Genomic DNA, 18,767 nt, shown 5'->3' with positions numbered 1-18,767 from the left:
GGTCACGACCTCTTCAGCTTGGGATCGAAGGCATCGCGCAGCCCATCGCCGATCAGGTTGATCGCAAGCACGGTGATCAGGATGGCAAGGCCGGGGAAGGTTACCACCCATGGCGCGCGCAGGATGAACTCGCGTGCCGTGGCCAACATCGTGCCCCATTCCGGCGTTGGCGGCTGCGCGCCGACGCCAAGGAAGCCGAGAGCCGCGGCCTCGAGAATGGCGTTGGAGAAGGACAGCGTCGCCTGCACGATCAGCGGCGCCATGCAGTTCGGCAAGATCGTCTTCACCATCAGCCTGAGATGACTGGCACCGGCCACCTTGGCGGAGATCACATATTCGCGGTTCTTTTCGGCCATCACCGCCGCGCGTGTGAGCCGCGCGAAATGCGGCTGCAGCACCAGCGCAATCGCCAGCATGGCGTTGAACAGGCCGGGTCCGAGGATCGCCACCAGAACCAGGGCAAGGAGCAGCGACGGGAAGGCCAGGATGACGTCCATGATACGCATGATCAGCGTATCGACCCAGCCGCGGAAATAGCCGGCGAGCACGCCTAAGATAATGCCGCTGGTCAGCGAGAAAACCACGACGACCAGTCCGATGAACAGCGAGAACCGCGCCCCGAAAATCAGCCGCGAAAGCATGTCGCGGCCGACCGCATCGGTGCCGAGCAGGAAAATCGATCTGCCGCCCTCCTGCCAGGCCGGCGGCGTCAGCAGCGCATCGCGAAACTGTTCGTCAGGCGAATGCGGCGCGACCAGTGGCGCGAAAATCGCCACCAGCACCAGGGCCGAGAACACGACCAGGCCTATGACGGCGCCGGTGTTCATCGAGTAGTAATGCCAGAACTCGGTGAAGGCGCGTTGCCGGCCGCCGGGCGGAATGGAGGCGGCGGTGGCTTCTGCCGTGGTTTGGTCGGTCATCTCACTGCACCCGGATACGTGGGTTGATGACGGCGTAGAGCACGTCGACGATCAGGTTCACCGCCATGACGATCAGCGCGATGATCAGCAAGCCGCTCTGGACGACGACATAGTCGCGCTTGGCGATCGCGTCGATCATCCACTTGCCGATACCGGGCCAGGAAAAGATGGTCTCGGTCAGGATGGCGCCCGCCATCAGCGTGCCGACCTGGAGGCCGATGGTGGTAACGACGGGGATCAGCGCATTGCGAAAAGCGTGAAGCCCGATGACACGGCGCGGCGCCAGGCCCTTGGCGCGGGCGGTGCGGACGTAGTCCTCGCCCAGCACCTCCAACATCGCCGACCGCGTCTGGCGCGCTATGACGGCAAGCGGAATCGTCGCCAGCACGATCGCCGGCAGGACCAGATGACTGGCGGCGGACCTGAACGCGCCGCTCTTGCCGGAGATCAGGCTGTCGATCAGCATGAACCCCGTCGTCGGCTTGAAGAAATACTGAAGGCCGATGCGGCCGGAAACCGGCGTCCAGCCGAGATAGCCGGAGAAGAAAATGATGAGCAGCAGCCCCCACCAGAAGATCGGCATCGAATAGCCGGTCAGCGCCACACCCATCGTCGCCTGGTCAAACCATGATCCGCGCTTGACCGCGGCGAATATGCCGGCGGGAATGCCGATGAGTACGGCGATGATCAGCGCGATCGTCGCCAGTTCCAGCGTGGCCGGAAACAGCGCCTGGAATTCACCGAGCACAGGCCGCTTGGTGGCGATCGATATGCCGAAGTCGCCGGTCAGGACCCTGCCGATATACTCGAGATACTGGACGACATAAGGCCGGTTGTAGCCAAACCGCTCGATAAGCTCCGCGTAGCGTTCGGGGCTGACGCCGCGCTCGCCGGCCAGGGCCAGGATCGGGTCGCCCGGCAGAAGCCGGACGAAAGCGAACGCCGCCAGCGATATGCCGAACACGGTCGGGATGATCAAGGCGAGCTTGTGGAGGAGATAGCGGAGCATCTTACTTCATAGAACGGCGGCGCCGGAAGTCCAGCGCCGCCGTCCAATCTCTCAGGGGTTATTCGGTGACGTCGACGCCGTCAAACCGATGAATGCCGAGCGGGTCCATGACGAAGCCAGAAACCTTCTTGTTCATCGGCATGAAGACCTTGGAATGGGCGATGGTCAGCCACGGGGCCTCACGCTTGAACACGACCTGAGCTTCCTCGTAGATCTTGGTGCGCTCAGCGACATCAGTGGTCGCCTTGCCCTTCTGCAACAAGGCTTCGAACTCCTGGTTGCACCAGATCGCATAGTTGGACTGGCCAATGGCATCGCAGCCGAGCAGGAACAGGAAGTTGTCCGGATCGCCATTGTCGCCGGTCCAGCCGAGCTGGAAGGCGCCGTCACGATCCTTCTGCTTGCCGCGTTCGCGATACTCGGTCCATTCGTAGCTGACGATCTCGGCCTTCACGCCGATCTTGGCATAGTCGGCCTGGATCAGTTCCGCGACTCTTTTGGCGTTCGGATTGTACGGGCGGCTGACCGGCATTGCCCAGATCTTCATCGACAGGTCCGTGACGCCGGCGTCGGCCAGCATCTTTTTGGCCGCGTCGGGATCGTACGGATCGTCCTTGATGTCCTTGTTGTAGGACCACATCGTCGGCGGGATCGGGTTTATGGCCGCCTGGCCAGCGCCCTGATAGACCGCATCGAGAATGGCCTGCTTGTTGACGGCCATGTTGAGCGCCTTGCGGACCTCGACCTTGTCGAAGGGCGGTTGCGTCGTGTTGTAGGCCATGTAGCCGATGTTCAGGCCTTCCTGCTCGTCGACCTTGAGGTTTGGGTCAGCCTGCAGGCCGGCGATGTCGGCCGGCGCCGGGTACGACATGATATCGCACTCGCCTGCCTTCAGCTTCTGCGCGCGCACGGCCGGATCGGTCGTGATGGCGAAGATCAGATCGTCGATCTTCTGGCGGCCGCCATAGTAGCCGTCCCATGCCGCATAGCGGATGACCGCATCGACCTGGTAGTCGACGAACTGGAACGGACCGGTGCCGATCGGCTTCTGCGTGAATTGCTGCCTGGTGCCGGCCTTGTCGAGCTGATCGGCATATTCCTTGGAGACGATCGAAGCGAAATCCATGCCGAGGTCTGGCAGGAAAGCGACTTCAGGCTTGTTCAGCACGAATTTCACCGTCAGGTCGTCGACCTTAACGATTTCCTTGAGAAGATCCGGGAAGCCCATGCCGGCAAAATATTCCCAGCCGGTGCCTGCCAGATAGTCGAACCACGGGTTTTCCTTCTTCCACTGGCGTTCGAAGGAGAAGATCACGTCGTCGGCGTTGAGATCGCGCGTCGGCGTGAAGTAGTCGGTGGTCTGGAACTTCACACCCGGCCGAAGCTTGAACGTGTATTCGAGACCGTCGTCGGAAACCGTCCAGCTCTCGGCGAGGCCAGGCGTGATGGTGGTCTTGCCGTGTTCGAACTCGACCAGGCGCGAATAGATGGTGCGCGACGACGCGTCGAAGTCGTTGCCACCGCTCCACGGCGACGGGTCGAAGCCGGCCGGCGACGCCTCCGAGCAGTAGACCAGCTGTTTCGCACTGGCCATGCCGCCGAGGACGCTTGCGGCAAGCAACGCGGCCGCAAAAGTCAGTTTCTTTTTCATGGAGGACTCCCTGATGTTCTTCCAAGCCCCTCTATCAGGCTCGCGAAGCGCGCATATAAGCACCGTTTTTCCGGCTTTGGAACACCCCGTTTGCCTACCCCACGGGAAGCAGAATTTATTTCTGCGTGCTCGCCAAAAAGGAGAAGGAAATGTCAATTACTGCCTTTCACGGTATTGTTAACGACTGCATTTTTTTATTGATATTCAACCCGGCGTTGGTGAGGAACTGCGACCTTCGGCTGGTCGTTGCCGCGGAAGATTTTCTTCCCGTCTTGCCGCAGGGGCAGACTTGCACGGCTGCCGATAGTCGCAATACATAGTTGGCAGGCTGGATTTCCTGGATGCCGGCAGCAGCGAGAACATCTCTGGCATTCGGAGGCAACGCGGCGCGCAAGCAGAGACAATAAGAACAACCGAGGGAGGGACAGGTGGCAAAAGCACCAAGGACGACGGCTCCAGCGAAAGCGAAGGCTAAAACTGCCGCAAAACCGGCCAGCTCCGACAAGCCAAAGGCGCCGACGGCCGTTGCCAAGCCGAAAGCGGCCCCGACAACGGCTTCATCGGCGTCGAAGCCGGGCCCGGCCACGAGATTGCCGAAAGCGGTTGGCGCCGGATCGCCGGAAAAGCCTTGGCTCAAGAGCTATCCGAAGGTCGTTCCGGCCGAGATCGGCGCCATGCCCTTCGGCTCCATCGGCGATCTGCTCGCCGACGCCTGCAAGCAGTATGCCAGCCGGCCTGCCTTCACCTGCATGGGCAAGACCATCACCTATGCGGAAGTCGAGCGGCAATCGGCCGCCTTCGGCGCCTATCTGCAGTCGACGGGACTGCAGAAGGGCGCACGCGTGGCGCTGATGATGCCGAACGTGCTGCAATATCCGGTGGCGATGATGGCAGTGCTGCGCGCCGGCTATATCGTGGTCAACATCAACCCGCTCTACACGCCGCGCGAGTTGGAACATCAGCTCAAGGATTCAGGCGCGCAAGCCATCGTCATTCTCGAGAATTTCGCCAACACCTTGCAGGCGGTGATCGCCAAGACGGCGATCAAGCATATCGTGGTCGCGGCGATGGGCGACATGCTTGGCGGCCTGAAAGGGACGATCGTCAATCTCGTCGTGCGCCGCGTGAAGAAGATGGTGCCGGCCTGGTCGCTGCCGGGCCATGTCAAGTTCAACGCCGCGTTGAAGGCAGGCGCCGGCATGAATTTCAAGCCGGTGCATGTCGCTGCCGACGACGTCGCCTTCCTGCAATATACCGGCGGCACCACCGGCATCTCGAAGGGCGCGGTGCTGCTGCACAGCAACGTGCTGGCTAACGTGGCGCAGAACGCGCTCTGGATCGAGGACGCCTTCACGGTCAAGCCGAAGCCGGCGCATCTCAACTTCATCTGTGCGCTGCCGCTCTATCATATCTTCGCGCTGACGGTGAACGCACTGATGGGCATGCAGTTGGGTGGCCAGAACATACTCATTCCCAATCCGCGCGACATTCCCGGCTTCGTCAAACAACTCGGCAAATACCCGATCCACATCTTTCCGGGCCTCAACACGCTGTTCAACGCGCTGCTCAACAATGAGGATTTCCGCAAGCTCGACTTCAAGCCGCTGATCCTGACGCTGGGTGGCGGCATGGCGGTGCAGAGGGGTGTCGCCGAACGCTGGAAGGCGTTGACTGGCTGCCCGGTCACCGAGGGTTACGGGCTTTCGGAAACTTCGCCGGTGGCCACCGCCAACACATTCAGCAATGGCAACTTCACCGGCACGATCGGCCTGCCGCTGCCCTCGACCGAGATCGCCATCCGCGACGACGACGGCAACGATTTGCCGCTCGGCGAAGTCGGCGAGATCTGCATCCGCGGACCGCAAGTGATGGCCGGTTATTGGAACCGGCCGGACGAGACCGCCAAGGTGATGACCAAGGATGGTTTCTTCAAGTCGGGCGACATGGGCTTCATGGACGAGCGCGGCTACACCAAGGTCGTCGACCGCAAGAAGGACATGATCCTCGTGTCCGGCTTCAACGTCTATCCGAACGAACTCGAGGAAGTCGTGGCCCTGCATCCGGGCGTGCTCGAAGTGGCGGCGATCGGCGTGCCGGACGAGCATTCAGGCGAAGTGCCGAAGCTGTTCGTCGTCAAGAAGGACCCGTTGCTGACCGCTGAGGTGCTGACTGTCTATTGCCGCGAGAACCTGACCGGCTACAAGCGGCCAAAATACATCGAGTTTCGGACCGAACTGCCGAAGACGCCGGTGGGCAAGATCCTGCGGCGGGCGTTACGGGGATAGTATAATTTTGGGCGATTGCCTTACTGTCGACAACGCGGCGGATACGCTTTCCCGTACCGATCCACTGACATTCATCAAGGCGAACATGCGGATCGCCCCTGTTCCCGCGCTGCCCGAAATCCGGCTTTACGCAGCCCATCCAGCGAGCGGTCTGTGGCGGCTCACGCATCAAGATGGACAAGCAGCCGAGCCGGAAGAAGAAGGAACCGAAGCCGACGAGTACGGGCCCGACCCGCAGCCACCTTACTGGGCCTATGCCTGGGCCGGCGGCGCGGTGCTTGCCCGCTACATTCTCGATCGGCCGGAGTCCGTGGCCGGGCTTCGCGTGCTCGACCTCGGCGCCGGGTCGGGCCTCGTCGGCATCGCCGCGGCAAAGGCCGGCGCCAGCCAAGTGATCGCGTCCGAGATCGACCGCAACGGCGTCGCCGCGCTCGGTCTCAATGCGGCGGCGAACGGCGTCGCAATCACGGTGGTCGGCGAGGACATCACCGCAGGTCCGCCGCCGCCGGTGGATGTCGTGGTGGCCGGCGACTTGTTTTACGGGCAAGATCTCGCCGACCGGGTCATCTCCTTCCTCGATCGCTGCCTGGCCGCCGGCATCAATGTGCTGATCGGCGACCCGGGCCGGGCCTACCTGCCCCGCTCGCGGCTTCGCCTGCTGGCCGAATATCAGGTGCCGGATGTCGGCGAGGCAAAAGATGCGGCAACGAAGCCGAGCGGCGTCTTCTCGTTCGAGCCGGAGCAGCCCTGCGAGTTCAGGTCGTCTCCTTGACTCTTGCCGAAAGAAAGTCGGGCAGGTCGGCAACCGAATCCAGAATGACGTCGGCGATCTGCGACAGCGATTCCCGCGTGCCGGTGCCGGAGAGCACGCCGATCGCCAGACCGCAGCCGCCGGCCCGCGCCATCTCCAGATCGTGGCGATTGTCGCCGACCATGGCGATCGCGGCCGGCCTCAGGCCGGTCAGGTCCGAGAAGGCGAGGATCGTATCGGGCGCCGGTTTCGGATTAGCCACCGCGTCATAACCATAGGCGGCGTCGAACAGCTGCGCGACGCCCAGCGTCAGCAATGTCTTTTCAGCGCCAGTGGTCGAGTCGTTGGTGGCGACGCCGAGCCGGTAGGATTTCCTGTGAAGAACGCCAAGCGTCTCGACGATGCCCGGCAGCGCCACCGCCATCGACGAGCCCTGCACCGACGTGATCTCGTTGAATCGAGCGACGGCAAGCATCTGGTCTTCGTCGGACAGGCGCGGAAACCAAAGCTCGACGACATCCATGTTGGTGCCGGAGGCAAAGATAGAGTCGGGCTTGAAGCGTTTGGTGGCGAAATCGTAGCCTGCCGCGGCAAGCAGCCTGTCGGCTTTCCAGCGGTCACCCTCCGACGCATCCATCGCCATGAAATCGGCAACGCCGAGCCATGTCGCATTGAAGTCGACAAGCGTGCCGTCCTTGTCGAACAATATTCCCTTGATCTCGGCCAAGCCGCTTACTCCGATCCGCGCAATCGGTGGATGTGTCCCACCAGTCCGGCGGTCGAAGCGTCCCGCTTTGCGGCATTCTCCTTGCCCTCCACGACAGGCAGCAGGCCGGTCGCCAGTTCCTTGCCGAGCTCGACGCCCCATTGGTCGAAGGAATTGATGTTGAAGAGCGTGCCTTCGACAAAGACGCGGTGCTCATAGAGCGCGATCAGCCGTCCGAACGTATGCGGATCGAGTTGTCTGTAGAGGATCGTCACTGAGGGCCGGTTGCCGGAGAAGACGCGGTGCGGGGCGATCCTGTCGACTTCGGCGGGCGCCATGCCCTTTGCCAGCATCTGCGCGCGCGCTTCCTCCAGCGTGCGGCCCTTCATGAAGGCCTCCGACTGCGCCAGGCAGTTGGCGAGCAGCAGATCGTGGTGATGCTTGAGATCCGGCTCATGGCCGATGGCCGCGGCGAGGAATTCGACTGGAATGAAATCGGTGCCCTGGTGGAGCAGCTGGAAGAAGGCGTGCTGGCCGTTGGTGCCGGGCTCGCCCCAGACCAGCGGGCCGGTCGGCGTGGTCACAGTGCCGCCGTCGAGGGTTACGCTCTTCCCGTTCGATTCCATGTCGAGCTGCTGCAGATAGGCCGGCAGCCTCGACAGGCGCTGATCATAGGGAATGACGGCGCGGGCGGGGTATTGGCAGATCACCCGATGCCACCAGCCGATCAGTCCCATCAGCGCCGGCAGGTTCCTGGCCAGCGGCGCCGTCTGGAAATGTTCGTCCATCGCGTGCGCGCCATCGAGAAAGGCGCGAAAATTCTTCGGGCCGACGGCGATCATCACCGGCAGGCCGATCGCGCTCCACACCGAATAGCGTCCGCCGACCCAGTCCCAGAAGCCGAAGACGCGATCGGACGCGATGCCGAATTTAGCCACCAGGTCCAGTGCCGTCGAGACGGCGGCGAAATGCTTGCCGACCGCTTCCTTGCCCAGCGCCTTCTGCACCCATTCGCGCGCCGTCTCGGCATTGGTCATCGTCTCGATGGTGGTGAAGGTCTTCGAGGCGACGATGAACAGCGTGGTTTCGGCGGAAAGGCCCTTCAGCGTGTCGTGGATGTGGGCGCCGTCGATGTTGGACACGTAATGCGTGCGCGGCCCGTCGTGATAGGGCGCCAGCGCCAGCGTCGCCATGGCCGGGCCAAGGTCGGACCCGCCGATGCCGATGTTGACGATGTCGGTGATCTTCTTGCCGGTGGCGCCGGCGGCCTTGCCGGAGCGCACGGCATCGGCGAAGGCGCCCATCGCATCGAGCACGGCGACAACCTCCGCCTTCACGTCCTGGCCGTCGAGCACGATGCCCTTGCCGTTCAGGTTGCGCAGGGCGGTGTGCAGCACGGCGCGGCCTTCGGTGACGTTGATCCTCTTGCCCGAGAACATCGCGGCGCGCCGGCCCTCGAGATCGGCGGCTCCCGCCAGCTTCTCCAGCAGATCCATCGTCTGCGCATCGACCGCGCATTTCGACCAGTCAAGCAGCAGGTCACCGTCGGTGGCGGAGAATTTTTCGAAGCGCTGCGGATCAGCAGCGAAAGCCTCGCGCATGCTGCCCGATTTTGCCGCACGGTGATCGCGCAGGGCGTCGAGTTGTTTTTGAAAGGACGATTGATCCACTGCCTCACTCCGAGCCTTGAGATGCCAACATAACAGACCGGATGTTTCCGGCGCGTGTCGTCGCGTCCAAACTATCTAGCCGAAATCCACTGGTTTCAATGCGCAGCGATGACGCACTGCGTCAGGCAGCGATGACGCGTTGCGTCACGCCGCGATGACGCGTTGCGTCACGCGGGGGAAGGATCACTGGCGTAAATCCCAGTGATCAGAAAAATTGATTGGCGCAACAGCTTGTGCCACCGGTACATTCGACTGGTCCAGCCAAGTGAAAAAAGCTGGCCATCGAGGAACATCTTCCATGCCACAGCGAAACGACACGGCCATATGGTCCGGCCTGTTCCGGATTTCGGCGGAATCCGGCCAGACCCTGCAGGCGCAGATCCGTCAAGCGATCGTCGCCGCCATCCTCGACCGGCAAATCGCCGCCTCGATGCCGCTTCCGTCCTGCCGGATCCTGGCCGAGAAACTCGGTGTGGCGCGCGGCACCGTGGTGCTGGCCTTCCAGCAGCTCGTCGACCAGGGTTTCCTGGTGGCGCGCGAACGACGCGGCCATTTCGTCAATCCGGACGTGCTGGCGACGCCGGCCAAACCGCATCAGAAGGCGCCCGACCAGGCCAACGAGATCGACTGGAAGGCGCGTCGGCAGATCGCGGCCAGTGACATGCCGCCGCCGGCCAAGCACGACAACTGGATCAAGTCGTCCTACCCCTTCGTCTATGGCCAGTTCGATCCGGCGCTGTTCCCGACCGCCGAGTGGCGCGAGTGCAACCGCATGGCGCTCGCCGTGCTCGAGATCCGCAACTGGGCGTCGGACATGGTCGACCGCGACGATCCGCTGCTGATCGAGCAGATCCAGGCGCGGCTGTTGCCGCGGCGCGGCATCTTCGCCAATCCCGATGAGATCATCGTCACGCTCGGCGCGCAGAACGCGCTCTACATGCTGGCGACGCTGCTGATGACCAAGGGCTCCAAGGTGGCCATGGAAGACCCCGGCTATCCCGACGCACGCTCGATCTTCCGGCTGGCGGGTGCCGACGTCACACCGGTTCCGGTCGACCATTCCGGCATTGTAACCGCTTCTATTCCCAACGATTCCGGCTTCGTCTTCGTGACGCCCAGCCACCATTGCCCGACCATGGTGCCGCTGTCGGCGGAGCGTCGGCAGGATTTGCTGGCGCGCGCCAATCGCCACAACCAGATCATCATCGAGGACGGCTATGACAGCCAGCTTCTGGACGAGGCGCCGCAGCAGGCGCTGAAGAGCCTCGACCGCTCCGGCCGCGTCATCTATGTCGGCTCGATGTCGAAGACGCTGGCTCCGGGTCTGCGGCTCGGCTACATCGTCGCCTCGGCCGGGCTGATCTCCGAGCTTCGCGCGCTGCGCCGCTTCATGCTGCGTCATCCGCCGGCCAACAACCAGCGCGCGGTCGCGCTGTTCCTGTCGCTTGGCCATCACGAGGCGCTGGTGCGGCGGCTGTCGAGCGCCTTCGACGAACGGCGCAAGCGTCTGATCCATGCGATTTCCGCGTTCCTGCCTGAGTGGCGCTCGACCGATTCCGCCGGTGGCGCGTCGCTCTGGCTCGAAGGGCCGCGCGGCACCGATTCGCGCGGGCTAGCCGAGGCCGCCGCCTCGCGCAGCGTCATCATCGAGCCCGGCGACCGCTTCTTCGACCGCACCGAAAAGCCGTCACGCTTCATGCGGCTGGGCATCTCCTCGATCGCGCTGCAGCACATCGAGCCCGGCATCCGCGAACTGGCGACGGCGGCCGGGCGCAGGCCGGCAGCGGCTTGATGCCTCGTCCGGGCCGGGACCTGCCACCGTTCTTTAGCGCTCTGGCATATGCGACGGGACCGTCTGGCTCATAGGCTGTGCCAATGCCGACGGCATAGTTCGAAGCATAAGGGGACGAAGCGGGCCGATGGTGGACCAACCACCTGGTGGACCAACCACCGCCGCCCGCTTCGCAGCTAAAGGTGGAGTGCCTCCCATGTCAGTGGCTGTTGAGAAGCCGGATACGCCCTCGGACCAACGTTCGCGGCGTTCCGGCGGGCGCGAAGCGCGCCGCGCCATGCGGGCGGCGCCACTTGCCGACGATATCAAGCCGGTGCGCGCCGGCCTCGAAGGCGGAAGCTACGGGCCGCTCAGCGAAAACGACCGCGAGCGCATTCACGAAGCGGTGCTGACGCTGCTTGAAACGGTCGGCTTCGCCAATGCCATCCCATCCTGCATCGAGGTGCTGACCGAGGCCGGCGCCACGCTCAGCGAGGACGGCCGCATCCGTTTTCCGCGCGCGCTCGTCCTCGGCACCATCAAGAAGGCCGCACGCCACTTCACCCTGCATGGCCAGGATCCCAAGCACGACATGCTGATCCAGGGCAAGCGCGTGCATTACGGCACGGCGGGCGCCGCGGTGCATCTGGTCGACGTCGAGAAGCGCTGTTATCGCGAGTCGCTGCTGCAGGACATCTATGACGCGGCCCGCATCGTCGAAGGGCTCGACAACATCCATTTCTTCCAGCGGCCGATGGTGCCGCGCGACATTCCCGATCCGCTCGATATGGATTTCAACACGCTTTACGCCTGCGTGATGGGCACGTCGAAGCATGTCGGCACTTCCTTCACGGTACGCGAGAACGTCAAGCCGGCGCTCGACATGCTCTATGCGATTGCCGGCGGCGAAGAGAATTTTCGCGCGCGGCCTTTCGTCTCCAATTCGAACTGTTTTGTCGTGCCGCCGATGAAATTCGCCGAGGACGCCTGCGGCGTACTCGAGGCCTGCGTCGAAGGCGGCATTCCAATCCTATTGCTGTCGGCCGGCCAGGCGGGCGCCACGGCGCCGGCAGCGATCGCCGGTGCGGTGGTGCAAGCGGTGGCCGAGGTGCTCGCCGGCCTCGTCTATGTCAACGCCATCAAACCCGGGCATCCGGCGATCTTCGGCACTTGGCCGTTCGTTTCGGATCTCAGGACCGGTGCCATGTCCGGCGGCTCGGCCGAGCAAGCGGTGCTGACCGCTGCCTGCGCCCAGATGGCGCAATTCTACGACCTGCCGGGCGGCTCGGCCGCCGGCATGACGGATTCGAAACTGCCCGACATTCAGTCCGGTTACGAAAAGGGCATCACTGACGTGATGGCCGGCCTTGCCGGCCTCAACCTTGTCTACGAATCGGCCGGCATGCACGCCTCGCTGCTTGGCTTCTGCCTGGAAAGCCTGATCATCGACAACGACATGCTCGGCCATTGCCTGCGCTGCGTGCGCGGCATTGAGGTGACCGATGAGTCGCTGTCGATAGACACCATCGCCGACGTTTGCCTGAAGGGCCCGGGTCACTATCTCGGCAACGAGCAGACGCTGCGGCTGATGCAGACGGAATATTTCTATCCGGCGGTCGGCGACCGCTTTTCACCGAAGGAGTGGAACGAGAAGGGCAGGCCCGACATCTTGCAGCGGGCGATCATCGAGAAGAAACGCATCCTCGCCGAGCGCTTCCCGCGCCATGTGCCGAAGCTGGTCGATGACAAGTTGCGCGCCCGCTTCGGCAATCTTATCCATCTGCCGCGCAGCGGCATGGGCGGCTGAAGACGCTACTCGTCAAAACGGTCAGTCGGTGCCCAACCCATAGCGCTCGACGACCTCGCCATCGATCAGCTTGGCATGCAGCGTCATCAGTATGATTTGCGCATCGAAGCTGTCGCCGGCCTCAAGTGCCGCCTCGATCCGGCGCTCCGCATCCAGCCTATGTTGAAGGCCGTTGGTTTGCTCGAATGCTTCCGGCCCGGCAACACAATAGCCAAGCAGCTGCGCCACCGATGGGTAGGCTTGTGGTGGCGGCTCGTCAGGCCAGTGATCCTTCATCAGATTGACGATGGTGAGCTTTGCTCCTTCCGGCACAAGGGCGGGATGAAGGTCGACGCCGCGTAACGCGGCGTCGAGTTGCCTGAGGTCGCCTGAACGGCCGAACATTCCGAGGAAGCCTAGGGAGGAGCGCCGTTTCGCCATGATGTTCCTATCCGAATGCCCGAAACCGCAGCGAAGCGCCGGCCGCACGCAGCCGCTAACCGCCCACTGCCAGCAACAAAACGCCAGCGAGGGCCGATCCCGCAAGCGTCGGCAGCATGCCGATCTTCAGCTTCAGAATGGCGATCATGGCAGCACACGACAGCAGCGCCGCACCCCAGTCGATCGATGAAAACACCGGCACGTCCATGCCAAGACCGATGTTGCGCACTTCGCCGAAGATCACGTGCAAGCCGAACCACAGAGCGAGATTCATGATGACGCCAACGACGGCGGCGGTGATCGCGGTCAGCGCCGCCGACAGCGCCTTGTTGCCGCGCAGGGCTTCGATGTAGGGCGCGCCGAGGAATATCCAGAAGAAGCAAGGCGTGAACGTGGCCCACAGCGTAAGCATCGCCCCAAGCGATCCGGCAAGCAGCGGGCTCAACGATCCGGATTGGCGGAACGCGGCAAGAAAGCCGACAAACTGCAAAACCAGAATGAGTGGACCCGGCGTCGTTTCGGCGAGTCCAAGACCATCGACCATCTCACCAGGCGCGAGCCAGCCGAAGGACTCGACGGCTGCCTGCGCGACATAGGCAAGGACCGCATAAGCGCCGCCGAAGGTGACGACCGCCATGACGCTGAAGAATCCACCAATCTCAGTCCACACGCTGGCGGATCCGGTGAACGCCCAGATCAGAAGCACAGGCCCGAGCCAGATCGGCAGCCAGATCGCGATGGTGCGCGGCGCATGCCACGGCGTCGGCCTGATGTGGGCCAGCTCGCCGCGCTCGAACATCAGGTCGACCGCGCCCTTGATGTCGGGAACCGCGTCTTTGCCGTGCGCCGCGCCGGAAAAAAGCGCCGGCGCAATACGGTTTCCAATCCAACCTGCCAGGCCGGCAAGCAGGATGATGAGCGGAAATGGCACGTTCAAAGCATAGATGGCGATGAAGGCGGCGAGCGCGATCGAAACCATGACCCGGTTCTTCAGGGCCCGACGTCCAATCCGGATCATCGCCTCGACCACGATGGCGAGCACGGCCGCTTTCACCCCGAAAAACAGCGCCTCGACGAGGGGAGCGTCGCCATACAGCGCATAGAGGATGCTCAAGGCGAGCATCACAAGCGCGCCCGGCGCGACGAACAGGATACCGGCGACCAGGCCGCCGATCGTCCGGTGCAGCAACCAGCCGATATAGACGGCGAGTTGCTGGGCTTCAGGGCCGGGCAGCAGCATGCAGTAGTTCAACGCATGCAGGAAACGTTGCTCGCCGATCCAACGCCGTTCCTCGACCAATTCCCTGTGCATGAGCGCGATCTGGCCGGCCGGCCCGCCGAAGCTGAGCAGGCCGATTTTCGCCCAGAGTTTTACGCCTTCACGGAAGGATGGCGCAGCCGGCGCTTCGACGGTCTCGCCCGTTTTTCCCGAAGTCGCCATTTTGTCAGAAGCCCCCGTTTTGTCAGAAGGCAGGGCGCTCATGATGGCTTGCTCGCGCTTGGCCAGTTGTGCGTCTCCTCGGTGGCGTCGCGGCACCATCGGAAAAACGCATCGTAGAGCAGCATGCCTGCCTCCAGCTGTTCCAGATCGTCGCGAAACATCCGCGACAGGCCAAGCGAGGCGGCCAAGAATCCGGCTGCCTGCGGAATCAGGTCGAGGCGTGCGGTATCGGCTGCGCGCACGATCATGGCGAGACGGTCGAGCGCCTCGGATTCGAGCCCGAACTCTTCGATCATCGTGTCGAAGGTGCAGCGTTCGCCCCGGTGAGTCCAGAACACATTGTCGATGTCAAAAGGCACGGCCTGAAAGCGATCCGCAGTGGCCGACACTTCGGCCGCCTCGACAAAGAGGAAGACCGCGCTCGGATCGATGAAGCGCCTGATCAGCCAGGGGCAGGCGATGCGATCGACCTTCGGGCGGGTCCGCGTCACCCAGACGGTGCGGCCTTTTTCATCGCGGGGCGGTATCTTGCCGGCGTGAACCAGAAGCCCCTTGGCATCGCGCCAGGCTTCGAGCCCGCCTTCGAGGGATTCGGCACTGATGCCCTCGTGCCGCAGCCATGCGGCCACGCCTTGCGAGAGCTTTTGTCCTCTTTGGCAGACGACCGCCACTCGGCTGCCGGCGAATTCGGATGCCCAGGTCGAGACGGTTTTGAAATCACGCCGGCTTGAGGCCGGCAGCAGGCGCGGATCGGCGTTGTAGTCCTCTTCGATGCGAACGTCGATGATCGCGGGCGCACCCGGCAGACCAATCAGACGGGAAAGTTGCGATACGGTGATAGCGGTTGTCGACGGCATGGCGTCCACCTCCTTGAGAGAGAAGCTTGGACGCGAACGTTGGGCTGACGCCTCACGGGGTCGTCGCGATGCACCCCTTGGTATGATCGTGGATTTGTAGCGCACGCTTGTCAAGCGTCATGCCTGGAGCAAAGGATGCTCTGGCTCCGGCGGCCGGTTTGGCGGAGCCAGAACACGTCTGGGAGGAAAACCATGAAAAAGACCTATCACGGCAGCTGCCATTGCGGTGCGGTGCGTTTCGAAGCCGAAATCGACCTCGCCGAAGGCATCCGTAAATGCAATTGCAGCTTCTGCTGGAAGCTCGGCTACCGGAAATCCTTCGCGGGCTATGAGGCCGTGCGGGTGACGGATGGCCGCGACCGGATGCGGGAATACAAGGCGACGCCGTCGAACTGGCCGGAAGGTGACATCAACCACTATATGTGCCCGAACTGCGGCGCGAATTTTCTCTCGCGCGGCTATCTCGACTTCATGGGCGGGAATTTCTGGGCGGTGAACGTCGCCTGCCTCGACGACGTCACCGAAGAGGAACTCGGCGCAGCACCGATCGTCTACGAGGACGGCAAGCGCGACAGGCAGGATCAGGCGCCTGATATCACCGGCTATCTATAGGCGCTGCTTGGACGCGGCTCTTTCCTTCTCCCCTTCGTGGGAGAAGGTGGCCGAGCCCACGGGTCTTGCCTCCGGCAAGCCCGAGGACAGGCTCCGCTCGGTCGGATGAGGGTTCCAGCTTGGCACCAACAGCGCTCCGGCCAACACCCCTCAACCGTCTTGGCGCTGCGCGCCAATCCACCGCCCGGGGCGAGTCACGGGCCTCGCCCGCCCTTCGGGCCCCACAAGGGGAGAAGGAAAGAAGAGGCGTTTAGTGATTGTCCCGCGGCACGCCCCTGGTGTGCGCCACATCCTGGTATTTCACCGCCGGTTTCAGCACCATACCTTCGGAAAACTGGTCGACCATGCCGCGCTGGATCTCTTGCCATGGCGTCTGGTGCTTGGGGTAGTGATAGCCGCCACTGTTCTGCAGCTCGGCGCGACGCCGCGTGATCTCGTCGTCGGTGACGAGAATGTCGGCGGTTCCCTTGCGTAGGTCGATGCGGACGCGGTCACCGGTCTTCAAGAGCGCCAGCCCGCCGCCTATGGCGGCTTCGGGCGAGGCGTTGAGGATCGACGGCGAGCCCGACGTGCCCGACTGGCGGCCGTCGCCGATGCAGGCCAGCGCATGAATGCCCTTCTTGATGAGATGGGCCGGCGGCTGCATGTTAACGACTTCGGCGCCGCCGGGATAACCGATCGGACCGGCGCCGCGCATGAACAGGATCGTGTGCTCGTCGATGCCTTGCGCCGGATCGTCGATTCGGGCGTGGTAGTCTTCTGGCCCGTCGAAGACCATGGCGTTGCCTTCGAAGGCCTCGGGGTCATTCGGGTTCGACAGATAGCGTTCGCGGAATTCGGGCGAGATGCCGCTGGTCTTCATGATCGCCGAATCGAACAGATTACCTCTAAGATTGATGAAGCCGGCATTGGCCTTCAGCGGCTCGGCGACGGTGCGGATGACGTCGGGATTCTCGTTGACGGCCGCGCTGCAATTGTCGCCCATCGTCTTGCCGTTGACGGTCATGGCGTCGGGATGGGGCAACAGCCCGGCCTTCATCAGTTCGGCCACCACCGCCGGCACGCCACCGGCATGGTGATAATCCTCGCCGAGATATTCGCCCGACGGCTGCAGGTTGACGATGAGCGGTATTTTGAGGCCGACCTTCTGCCAGTCGTCATTGTCGAGCGGCACGCCGAGATGGCGGGCGATGGCATTGAGATGGATCGGCGCGTTGGTCGAGCCGCCGATGGCCGAATTGACGACGATGGCATTCTCGAAGGCCTGCCGGGTCATGATGTCGGAGGGCTTTAGATCCTCATGCACCATGTCGACGATGCGTTTTCCCGTCTCATAGGCGATCTGGCCACGCTCGCGATAGGGAGCGGGGATCGCGGCCGAGCCCGGCAGCTGCATGCCGAGCGCCTCGGCCAAGGAATTCATGGTGGTGGCGGTGCCCATGGTGTTGCAATAGCCGGTGGACGGCGCCGAGGAGGCGACGATGTCCATGAACTCGTCATAGCCGATTTCGCCCGCCGACAGGCGCTGGCGCGATTCCCAGACGATGGTGCCGGAGCCGGTGCGCTTGCCCTTGTGCCAGCCGTTGAGCATCGGGCCGACCGACAGCGCGATAGCCGGAATGTTGACGGTGGCGGCGGCCATCAGCAGGGCCGGCGTCGTCTTGTCGCAGCCGATAGTGAGCACGACGCCGTCGAGCGGATAGCCGTAGAGCACCTCGACCAGGCCGAGATAGGCAAGGTTGCGGTCGAGTGCCGCGGTCGGGCGTTTGCCCGTCTCCTGGATCGGGTGGCACGGGAACTCGAAAGGGATGCCGCCCATCGAGACGATGCCCTCGCGCACGCGCTTGGCCAGTTCGAGATGATGGCGGTTGCAGGGCGACAGATCCGAGCCGGTCTGAGCGATGCCAATCAGCGGCTTGCCGGACATCAGTTCGGCACGCGTCAGTCCGTAATTCAGGTAGCGCTCGAGGTAAAGCGCCGTCATCCCCGGATTGTCGGGATTGTCGAACCACTCCTGCGAGCGAAATTTCTTCTTCGTTGTGGGGGCGCCGGCCATCATGGTCTCCGTATTTGTATGACAAATCGATATGACAACGCGCGAGAGCAGGCAAGAGGCACGCGCCATCCGATTCCGGACTTTGGTGCGATAGACATACATCTGGCCCCACGCTAGACCGGATCGGGGGTTGTCAATTTGTATCCGGAGATTTTGATGGCTTTGGTGATCGAAGGCGAGGAACGCATCGCCGCACCCCTGCAAAAGGTGTGGGAAGCGCTGAATGACCCGGACGTTCTGAGGCAGACCATCCCCGGCTGCCAGAGCCTCGAAAAGAAGTCGGACACAGAGATGGCGGCGACCGTGGTGGTCAAGATCGGCCCGATCAAGGCGACGTTCAACGGCGAGGTGACGCTCAGGAATCTCAACCCGCCGCATTCCTACACCATCCAGGGCGAGGGCAAGGGTGGCGTCGCCGGCTTTGCAAAAGGCGGCGCCGATGTGACGCTGACTGCCGACGGCCCGGAGGCGACGATCCTCAAATATGCGGCCAAGGCCGATGTCGGCGGCAAGATCGCCCAGCTCGGCAGCCGGCTGATCGAATCGACGTCGAAGAAACTGGCCGGGCAGTTTTTTTCGAGTTTTGGCGAGAAGGTGGGCGCAGCCCCTCCCCCTTGAGGGGAGGGTGGCCCGAAGGGCCGGGTGGGGTCGGTGGCGACGCGCTCCGACATTTCTTTCGTAAGAGGTCGAGGCGGTTGAGATGACCCCTCCCCGGGGGGGGGCGGCGGCCGCCCCCCCCCCCCCCCCGGCGGGGGGGCGGCCGCCCAAAAGAGACAGCCCCCCGCGCGGGGCGCCCCCGCCGGGGGGGGGG

General features: G+C 63.3%; 16 protein-coding genes. 6 read left to right on the top strand and 10 right to left on the bottom strand.

The window, feature by feature from the left end; genetic code table 11:
- Nucleotides 1–2 precede the first annotated feature (2 nt).
- From AC0L3N_RS01705 to AC0L3N_RS01690, 4 genes are all read right to left on the bottom strand, one after another.
- A complete protein-coding gene (locus AC0L3N_RS01705) occupies nt 3–920 on the bottom strand; it encodes an ABC transporter permease subunit (protein WP_473545110.1) in 918 nt (305 codons plus the stop codon).
- A 1-nt stretch (nt 921) separates the two neighbouring features.
- Entirely contained in the window at nt 922–1,929 is a 1,008-nt protein-coding gene (locus tag AC0L3N_RS01700; protein WP_192357740.1) for an ABC transporter permease subunit, read from the bottom strand.
- A 58-nt stretch (nt 1,930–1,987) separates the two neighbouring features.
- Nucleotides 1,988–3,580 carry an ABC transporter substrate-binding protein gene (locus AC0L3N_RS01695; protein WP_473545108.1) on the bottom strand — a complete coding sequence of 531 codons (1,593 nt, stop codon included), beginning with the start codon at nt 3,578–3,580 and terminating at the stop codon, nt 1,988–1,990.
- A 166-nt stretch (nt 3,581–3,746) separates the two neighbouring features.
- Complete coding sequence (locus AC0L3N_RS01690; protein WP_473545106.1) at nt 3,747–4,217, bottom strand: hypothetical protein; 471 nt, start codon at nt 4,215–4,217, stop codon at nt 3,747–3,749.
- Between AC0L3N_RS01690 and AC0L3N_RS01685 the strand changes: the two genes are divergently transcribed.
- On the top strand, nt 4,171–5,865 hold the full coding sequence (locus AC0L3N_RS01685; RefSeq protein ID WP_473545104.1) for a long-chain-fatty-acid--CoA ligase: 1,695 nt from the start codon (nt 4,171–4,173) through the stop codon (nt 5,863–5,865). The genes AC0L3N_RS01690 and AC0L3N_RS01685 overlap by 47 nt on opposite strands.
- A gap of 7 nt (nt 5,866–5,872) precedes the next feature.
- Nucleotides 5,873–6,637 carry a class I SAM-dependent methyltransferase gene (locus tag AC0L3N_RS01680; protein ID WP_473545102.1) on the top strand — a complete coding sequence of 255 codons (765 nt, stop codon included), beginning with the start codon at nt 5,873–5,875 and terminating at the stop codon, nt 6,635–6,637.
- On the opposite strand, the gene AC0L3N_RS01675 is transcribed toward AC0L3N_RS01680, so the two are convergent.
- Nucleotides 6,621–7,343: an HAD family hydrolase gene (locus AC0L3N_RS01675; protein WP_095493669.1), complete on the bottom strand. Its 723-nt coding sequence runs from the start codon at nt 7,341–7,343 to the stop codon at nt 6,621–6,623. The genes AC0L3N_RS01680 and AC0L3N_RS01675 overlap by 17 nt on opposite strands.
- Before the next feature lie 5 nt (nt 7,344–7,348).
- Nucleotides 7,349–8,992: a glucose-6-phosphate isomerase gene (gene pgi / locus AC0L3N_RS01670; RefSeq protein ID WP_473545100.1), complete on the bottom strand. Its 1,644-nt coding sequence runs from the start codon at nt 8,990–8,992 to the stop codon at nt 7,349–7,351.
- 298 nt (nt 8,993–9,290) lie between these two features.
- On the opposite strand from pgi, the gene pdxR reads away from it, so the two are divergent.
- Both pdxR and AC0L3N_RS01660 read left to right on the top strand, forming a co-directional pair.
- Nucleotides 9,291–10,784 carry a MocR-like pyridoxine biosynthesis transcription factor PdxR gene (gene pdxR / locus AC0L3N_RS01665; protein ID WP_352958566.1) on the top strand — a complete coding sequence of 498 codons (1,494 nt, stop codon included), beginning with the start codon at nt 9,291–9,293 and terminating at the stop codon, nt 10,782–10,784.
- A 196-nt stretch (nt 10,785–10,980) separates the two neighbouring features.
- Entirely contained in the window at nt 10,981–12,570 is a 1,590-nt protein-coding gene (locus AC0L3N_RS01660; protein ID WP_473545098.1) for a trimethylamine methyltransferase family protein, read from the top strand.
- 21 nt (nt 12,571–12,591) lie between these two features.
- Here the strand turns inward: AC0L3N_RS01660 and AC0L3N_RS01655 are convergent, their stop codons facing one another.
- From AC0L3N_RS01655 to AC0L3N_RS01645, 3 genes are read right to left on the bottom strand one after another with little or no spacing between them, the layout of a single operon-like run.
- Nucleotides 12,592–12,990: a hypothetical protein gene (locus AC0L3N_RS01655; protein WP_473545096.1), complete on the bottom strand. Its 399-nt coding sequence runs from the start codon at nt 12,988–12,990 to the stop codon at nt 12,592–12,594.
- 55 nt (nt 12,991–13,045) lie between these two features.
- Nucleotides 13,046–14,431 (bottom strand): chromate efflux transporter, encoded by a 1,386-nt coding sequence (chrA, locus tag AC0L3N_RS01650; protein WP_473545094.1) that lies wholly within the window; start codon nt 14,429–14,431, stop codon nt 13,046–13,048.
- A 38-nt stretch (nt 14,432–14,469) separates the two neighbouring features.
- On the bottom strand, nt 14,470–15,288 hold the full coding sequence (locus tag AC0L3N_RS01645) for a chromate resistance protein ChrB domain-containing protein (protein ID WP_473545092.1): 819 nt from the start codon (nt 15,286–15,288) through the stop codon (nt 14,470–14,472).
- 192 nt (nt 15,289–15,480) lie between these two features.
- On the opposite strand from AC0L3N_RS01645, the gene AC0L3N_RS01640 reads away from it, so the two are divergent.
- Nucleotides 15,481–15,900 (top strand): GFA family protein, encoded by a 420-nt coding sequence (locus AC0L3N_RS01640; protein ID WP_473545091.1) that lies wholly within the window; start codon nt 15,481–15,483, stop codon nt 15,898–15,900.
- Nucleotides 15,901–16,150: 250 nt separating this feature from the next.
- Here the strand turns inward: AC0L3N_RS01640 and AC0L3N_RS01635 are convergent, their stop codons facing one another.
- Nucleotides 16,151–17,956: an IlvD/Edd family dehydratase gene (locus AC0L3N_RS01635; RefSeq protein ID WP_473545089.1), complete on the bottom strand. Its 1,806-nt coding sequence runs from the start codon at nt 17,954–17,956 to the stop codon at nt 16,151–16,153.
- Between the two features lie 156 nt (nt 17,957–18,112).
- Between AC0L3N_RS01635 and AC0L3N_RS01630 the strand changes: the two genes are divergently transcribed.
- On the top strand, nt 18,113–18,574 hold the full coding sequence (locus tag AC0L3N_RS01630) for an SRPBCC family protein (protein WP_473545087.1): 462 nt from the start codon (nt 18,113–18,115) through the stop codon (nt 18,572–18,574).
- Nucleotides 18,575–18,767: the final 193 nt, after the last annotated feature.

The sequence above is a fragment of the Mesorhizobium sp. WSM4807 genome (assembly GCF_055811615.1).
Note: the sequence above shows the minus strand (reverse complement) of the source record. Positions and strands in the feature narration are given on the sequence as shown.

Bases quoted from the DNA above. Each gene is read 5' to 3' on its own strand.
- AC0L3N_RS01695 (WP_473545108.1), bottom strand. From the start codon at position 3,580: ATGAAAAAGAAACTGACTTTTGCGGCCGCGTTGCTTGCCGCAAGCGTC.
- chrA (WP_473545094.1), bottom strand. From the start codon at position 14,431: ATGGCGACTTCGGGAAAAACGGGCGAGACCGTCGAAGCGCCGGCTGCG.
- AC0L3N_RS01700 (WP_192357740.1), bottom strand. From the start codon at position 1,929: ATGCTCCGCTATCTCCTCCACAAGCTCGCCTTGATCATCCCGACCGTG.
- AC0L3N_RS01630 (WP_473545087.1), top strand. From the start codon at position 18,113: ATGGCTTTGGTGATCGAAGGCGAGGAACGCATCGCCGCACCCCTGCAA.
- AC0L3N_RS01660 (WP_473545098.1), top strand. From the start codon at position 10,981: ATGTCAGTGGCTGTTGAGAAGCCGGATACGCCCTCGGACCAACGTTCG.
- AC0L3N_RS01655 (WP_473545096.1), bottom strand. From the start codon at position 12,990: ATGGCGAAACGGCGCTCCTCCCTAGGCTTCCTCGGAATGTTCGGCCGT.
- AC0L3N_RS01635 (WP_473545089.1), bottom strand. From the start codon at position 17,956: ATGGCCGGCGCCCCCACAACGAAGAAGAAATTTCGCTCGCAGGAGTGG.
- AC0L3N_RS01640 (WP_473545091.1), top strand. From the start codon at position 15,481: ATGAAAAAGACCTATCACGGCAGCTGCCATTGCGGTGCGGTGCGTTTC.
- AC0L3N_RS01645 (WP_473545092.1), bottom strand. From the start codon at position 15,288: ATGCCGTCGACAACCGCTATCACCGTATCGCAACTTTCCCGTCTGATT.
- pdxR (WP_352958566.1), top strand. From the start codon at position 9,291: ATGCCACAGCGAAACGACACGGCCATATGGTCCGGCCTGTTCCGGATT.
- AC0L3N_RS01705 (WP_473545110.1), bottom strand. From the start codon at position 920: ATGACCGACCAAACCACGGCAGAAGCCACCGCCGCCTCCATTCCGCCC.